The following is a 5,722-nucleotide window of genomic DNA, read 5'->3' on the forward strand; positions in this document are numbered from 1 at the left end:
CATCCCGGCCTCATCCCACACGACGGAGAGTGACAACAACCCTGGGGACCGATCCCGGTCGGGCCGGTCAGGCACCCGTCCTCGTGTAGGTGATCGCTCTCTGTACGGGTCTGGGGCTTTGAGGGCCACTCTGCGTGACCGGTAACCGTCACGGGCTGTGAAGGGGTTCACGGGCCCCGAAACCCGGGCGAGAGCAGCGGTGCTATACCCGTCAGGGTGCCGTGAGGTGCCCGGGTGCGGGGTTCGTGCCCAGGGGGGTCGAAGTTGATGTTCCGGGCGGAATGTCCGGCGGTATACGAGGACGGGTGCCAAATGGGCCGGGGTGCCGGGAAAGGTCCCCAGGTGGAGGTGTGGAGGGGATGGCCCTGCCGGGACCTCGGGGGCGGGTACGACCGGCAGGGCCACGCCGGTCAGGTGATCTGCCGCGCCACCCACGACGCAGCGTCCGGGACGCCGGCCGGAGGGCGGACCGTGCGGACCGGTCCCGCGGGTGTGCGGCACCGCCACGACCCGTCAGGCTGCGGCAGCAGCGTCCCGGCGATCCGGTCGTCGCCGTCCACGAGGAACCACACTCCGGACCGTTCAGTCAACTGGTAGGCGCCGATCGTGACGTCACCCATGGGTGCCGCTCCGCAGGTTCCCCAGGATCGCGACCGCCGCGCCGACGATGTCGCCCGCTTCGGCGAGCGGCTCGCCCGTGCAGTCGAAGAACCACCACGCGTCACGGTCGAGTGGCCATGGTCGGCAGACGATCGTGTCGGTTTGCTGTCCGCCGTCGTTGAGGATGGCGAGGCTGTCCGCGTCCACGCGGGTGAGGACGCCACGGACGTTGAGATTCGCTGCCAGTGCCGCGAGGCGTGCCTCTGCGTGCTTGCGCTGCTGTGCTTCCTGTGCCGGGAAGTTCATATCGGAGACCGTACGCCCCTCTGTAGTCCTCCGTATACAAGTGCAGAGGGATCCATAAGATTATGCAGGTCAGGGCCGGTCTACGGTTCCCCACATGGCAGATCTCGACCATGAGGGCGGAACGCCGCTGTATCGGCAGATCGCGGACATCATCGCTGCTCAGATCGAGTCGGGGGAGCTGCAGCCGGATCGGCCGATCCCGAGTGAGACGCGCATGGCGGAGGAGTACGGGGTGGCGAGGCTGACCGCACGGCGAGCGGTCCGTGAGCTGGTAGAGCGCGAGCTCGTCTATGTCGTCCGCGGCAAAGGTTCGTTCGTCCGGCCGGAGGAGTAGCCGCCCCGCGAGGCTGAAAGCGATGTTAAGGACGACACGGCTTTCAGCGATGTTGCACCCAACATCCCTGAACAGGCGCCCGAGGTGCGCACGGGCCGGACGCCCGCCCTGATACTCATTACTTGAGTAATAGGTTTCGCCCCTCGCGCGCACGGGCCGGAAGACGATCAAGGAGACGTTGACAATGTGCACGTCTCCAAGATCACCGAGTTTCCTTGGGCAAATTCGGTGATCTTGCAGGCAAGCCCAGGCATGCCCGGTGCCCCCGCGCGCTCGGGCTCGGGCACGGGGCCGGGCACGGGGCCGGGCCGGTAGGTCTCGCGGATCGCGGCGGCGGTCGGCTTCCCGTTCGTGCGCTCGACGGTCTCGCGCCACACCTCGGCCCGCTCCGGCTCGGGAACGCGGGCCAGCTCGCGAGCGTGGGACTCCACGAGCGGGGCGGGGAGGCCGCTCTCCAAAATTTTGGGGACTACGGACGCCGCCTCAATGAACTGCGAGGCGCGCCGATCGCTGAACCCCCACCGCTCGAGGCAGTAGTCCTCGAAGGTGCCGAAGTCGGCGCGGTACAGGCGGCCGTCACGAATGCGCAGCAGGGCGGACCCTCCTGGACGTGCGAGAGCGGCGACGCGGGGGACCCCGGCACAGGGTGTGGTCGCGTCGCCGCTCTTGTGGTCTCACCGTAGGCCGCCGCCGGGTTGGGGCGCCAGGGCTCGACGGTGGGCCTTTCGCATGGGGTGGGTCCGGGCTGTGACGGTTCGTCGGTGACGTCAGAGCGCGTCTTTGAGCATCTGGACGTGCGCTCGGAAGACGTGACCGCCGAAGGTTTCGGCGAGGTCGGCGGTCAGGGCGGGGTAGGAGTCAGCGCGGACCCACGCGGCGCGGCGGGCGTCGTCGGCGCCGGCGACCGCGGGGAAGGTGTCGCGGGCGATCCGGCCGAGGTAGGCCACGCACAGCGTGGTGACCATCCATGCCTCATCGCTCGCGCGGGGGTCGGGGACGTACCGCGGCGCCGTCGCCGTCCAGTGCGCGCCGGGGATGTCGAGCCCGGTCTCTTCGGCGAGCTCGCGGATCGCGGCGGCGGTCGCGTCGGTGTCTTCGGGGTCGACCTTCCCGCCGGGGATCGCCCAGCCGTGCCCGTCCTCACGCTCGATCATCAGGGCCCACAGCCCGCCGTCGATGTCGCGGGCCAGGACCAGGGCATCGGCGCACCGGCACTCGCCCCAGTGGCCCAGCTCGTTACGGCCGCGCGTGATGCCGGTCTTCTCGCACGGGTTCACCGGCCGGCCGTCCACCACGGGGAACGGGATGGCCGCGGCTGCCTGCCGGGTCGTCCAGTCGATGCGGGTCGGGTCGGTTTCGGGGTCGGCCCACCCGTCGCGGACACCGTCGGTGAGCACGTCGGGGTGGGTGTAGGTGCGTGGCTGGCTGGTCATGGCAGATTCCTCCCAGGAGTGGGTTCTTCTGGTGGCCGCCGCACGGGCCTCTACCGGCTCTAGCGGCTCTAGTTCGCAGGTCAGGGGGGTCTTGTCGGCTAGGGGGAGGGTCTAGTTCCTAGAGGCTGAGGGCCTAGAACTAGACCCTCCCCAGACGCCCGTTAGGGCCGGTTTCAGAGGCGGTCCAGGGCGCTCGTGACGTCGTCGCGGCGGTACCCGTTGCGGTTGCGGCCGTCCAGGTCGACCTGGCGGGGGGTGACGCCGAGCGGCTTGAGCGCGCCGGCGAGCTTGGCGGCGTCCCACCCGCCGAACTCGGGACGCCGGGTGAGCGCGGGAAGCATCTCGGCGGTGTGAGCGCCCTTGGGGTGGCGGCCCATGGCGTCCAGGACGGCGGTCAGCAGCCGCACGTCGGGGCGGTCCGCGGTCGCCGGGAGCGTCCCGGCCTCCTCACGCAGGGCGTAGGCGCGGCGCGCGATCCCGGCGACCTCATCGTCGCTGAGGTAGGCCGAGCGGGTCTGTACCGGGTCGGCGCCTTCGGCCAGGACGTACCCTGCGCCGCGCTGGGTAGCGTCGAACACCGCCGCGGAGTAGCCCTGACCGGCGCGGCCCGATCCGAGAATGGTGTCGGAGGCGTCCGGGGTGGTGCACCGCAGCGCCCACCGGATCGACAGGATGTCGCGCAGCCGGGTCGGGACGACGTCGGCGGCCGGCCGCTGCGTGATCGTGCCGGTGATCATCCCTGCGGCGCGGCCACGCCCGACCAGGTCAGCGATACCGGTGATGAACTCCTTGCCCTGCTTGGCGTCGCCGTCGCCCAGGGAGAATTTCTGGATCTCATCGACGTGGAACACGATCGGGTGCAGTCCCAGCCGAGCGGCGACATCGCGAGTGAGTTTGCGTTCCCCGGCTTTGCGGAGCAGCGCGTACCGGCGCGCCATCTCTTCCTGCAGGTCGGCCACCATGGACATGATCAGGCCGTGTTCGGGGCGTTCCAGGACCCGGTGTGCGACCGGTTCCCAGTCGGCCAGGTCGAACCCGCCTTTCCCGTCGGCGAGCCACAGCTCGACGTAGGGGTCGAGCGCGGCGAACGCCAGGACGTTGTTCGCGGCGACGGACTTGCCGCCGCCGGGTTCCCCGCCGATCAGGTACGAACGCTCCACGAGCGAGAACTCGACCGCGCGTCCGCGGGCGTCGCGGCCGGCGAACACGCGGCCGGTCCAGAAGTCGACCGGGTCACGGCGGTTGACCAGCGGGGAGGTGACGGCGTCGCCTTGCATGGGGTCGGTGTCGGCGACCCACAGCCCGATCCGCCCGGCGTGGCCCTTGACCGGGTCGACCGCGAGCTGGACGACGTCGACGCCGATCGAGGACGCCAGTTCGGCGCGGCGTTTGGCTGCGTGCTTGGCGGTGGTCCCGGCGGGGAGCTCCACCATGGCCTCCCACGCGCCGGCCACGCGGGTGATGGGCCCGATGACGCGGATGTCGTCGGCCTTGCCGAGCTTGGCGTCAGCGACGGCGCGGCGGACCGCTTTGGAGCCGGGGTGGGTGCCGAGCGCTTTGCGGCCGGTGTCGGCGCCGCCGCGCAGCGAAGCCAGGTAGCGGCGTTCGGCTGCGCCGGTCAAGGCCAGGACCAGCAGCAGCCCGGCGACGGGGACCAGCGGCGACAGCAGCACCCAGGACGCAGCTCCGCCGGCCGCGACCGTGGCGGCGGTGCTGGCCGCGGCCTTCTTACGGGTCTGCCGCACGTCCAGGACGAGCCGCGGGTTGGTCGCGAGTTGCGCGTCCAGTTCCCGCGCGCAGACCCACTGCCAGAACATGCCCAGGCAGCGCAGGGCGCCCGGGACGCCGTAGCGCAGTTCGTGACGCAGCACCGCAGCCGCCACCACGTCGGGGCGTTTGACGATTTCCATCGCCCGGTATCCCGCCATGCGCGCGGCGGCCGTCATCTCCGACAGCGTGTCGGGGCGGACGTCGACGGGCCCGGCCGCGGCGACGGGGACGATCTCGCCTTCGAGGACCTCCTCGGTGTCGTCGGTGGCCGTGTCGACCACCGCGGCGGCCCGGTCGGGCTTGTGGAGCTGGACCACGTCGGCGGTGTGTCCGTCGGGCAGTGCCATGATTGAGACTCCTCTCGGTGAGAGGGAGCGGGCGGCGGCGTGCCTGGTGAAGCTGGCCGCCGCCCGCGCCGGGGTTGTCAGGTGGCGGTCTTGGGGATCGAGCGGCACAGGCCCGCGTGCCCGTTGGCGGCGGTCCGGGCGGTCGGCAGCGGCTGCCCGAACTCCTCGGCCTGGTCGCAGCCCTGGCACTGCCAGGTGTAGCCGCCGGTCCGGGCCGTGACGTGGACGTGGGCGCCGCCGAGGGTCTGGAACCGGATCACCGGCCCCCTGGTGGTAGTGGACATGTGTTCCTCCCGTGGGGTTACTGGTTGTCGAGCTCGGTCAGGTGGCGGCGGACGGTCGTGACGGACTTGCCGACCGCTTCGGCGATCTGCGCGGGGGTGGCGTCGGGGTGCTCGGCGATGTGGTCGACGATCCGGCGGCGGGTCGCCTGCCCCTGCAGGCGCCGCGCGGCGGCTGCTGACGCGACCCGATCCGGGCCGGTGTCGGCCGGGACGGGTCCGGGCTGGTCGCCGTCGATTTGGTGCGTCCCGTTCACCGGGCCGGTACCGGCGCCGGTGGCGGGCGTCGCGCCGTTCGATGCGGCGCGCTGGTCGGCCAGGAACGCCGCCACCTGCTCGGCGGTCACCCGGCCCTGATCGGACACCCACAGCTCCGGGTCGCCGGCCGCGATCCGGTCCCACTGCGCCATCCCGGACGGCGCACCGTCGCCGTCGTCGTCGTGGTCGTGGTCGCTGGTGGGTGCGCAGCGGCCCGCCAGCGACAGCAGCCGCCGCCCGCCGCGCTCCACCGGCCACACCACCGCAGGTGCAGCCGTGACGGGCCCTGAAACGCTCTCAGAGCGTCCAGGCGGGGCGGGGGGACGCAGGTCCATCTCGGCCAGCAGCGGCACCCGCTCACCACTCGCCCGGTCCGTCCACGGGTCCGCAGCA

General features: G+C 71.5%; 8 protein-coding genes. 1 reads left to right on the top strand and 7 read right to left on the bottom strand.

Going from position 1 to position 5,722, the window contains the following annotated elements; all coding sequences use genetic code 11:
- Positions 1 to 410: 410 nt before the first annotated feature.
- Complete coding sequence (locus tag SM418_RS37625; protein ID WP_371946422.1) at positions 411 to 620, bottom strand: hypothetical protein; 210 nt, start codon at positions 618 to 620, stop codon at positions 411 to 413.
- Positions 613 to 906: a hypothetical protein gene (locus SM418_RS37630; RefSeq protein ID WP_371946423.1), complete on the bottom strand. Its 294-nt coding sequence runs from the start codon at positions 904 to 906 to the stop codon at positions 613 to 615. The genes SM418_RS37625 and SM418_RS37630 overlap by 8 nt, the downstream gene beginning before the upstream one ends.
- 94 nt (positions 907 to 1,000) lie before the next feature.
- On the opposite strand from SM418_RS37630, the gene SM418_RS37635 reads away from it, so the two are divergent.
- Entirely contained in the window at positions 1,001 to 1,240 is a 240-nt protein-coding gene (locus tag SM418_RS37635; protein WP_371946424.1) for a GntR family transcriptional regulator, read from the top strand.
- A 167-nt stretch (positions 1,241 to 1,407) separates the two neighbouring features.
- Here the strand turns inward: SM418_RS37635 and SM418_RS37640 are convergent, their stop codons facing one another.
- The 5 genes from SM418_RS37640 to SM418_RS37660 form a co-directional block, all read right to left on the bottom strand.
- A complete protein-coding gene (locus SM418_RS37640) occupies positions 1,408 to 1,671 on the bottom strand; it encodes a hypothetical protein (RefSeq protein WP_371946425.1) in 264 nt (87 codons plus the stop codon).
- A gap of 336 nt (positions 1,672 to 2,007) precedes the next feature.
- Positions 2,008 to 2,673, bottom strand: a complete 666-nt coding sequence (locus SM418_RS37645) for an NUDIX domain-containing protein (protein ID WP_371946426.1) — start codon at positions 2,671 to 2,673, stop codon at positions 2,008 to 2,010.
- Positions 2,674 to 2,846: 173 nt separating this feature from the next.
- Positions 2,847 to 4,790 (bottom strand): FtsK/SpoIIIE domain-containing protein, encoded by a 1,944-nt coding sequence (locus SM418_RS37650; RefSeq protein WP_371946427.1) that lies wholly within the window; start codon positions 4,788 to 4,790, stop codon positions 2,847 to 2,849.
- 77 nt (positions 4,791 to 4,867) lie between these two features.
- Positions 4,868 to 5,074: a hypothetical protein gene (locus SM418_RS37655; RefSeq protein ID WP_371946428.1), complete on the bottom strand. Its 207-nt coding sequence runs from the start codon at positions 5,072 to 5,074 to the stop codon at positions 4,868 to 4,870.
- Between the two features lie 17 nt (positions 5,075 to 5,091).
- Positions 5,092 to 5,722 (bottom strand): winged helix-turn-helix transcriptional regulator (locus SM418_RS37660; protein ID WP_371946429.1); only part of this gene is annotated, 631 nt, incomplete at its 5' end.

The sequence above is a fragment of the Actinomadura chokoriensis genome (assembly GCF_041463665.1).
Classification (GTDB): Bacteria; Actinomycetota; Actinomycetes; order Streptosporangiales; family Streptosporangiaceae; genus Spirillospora; species Spirillospora chokoriensis_A.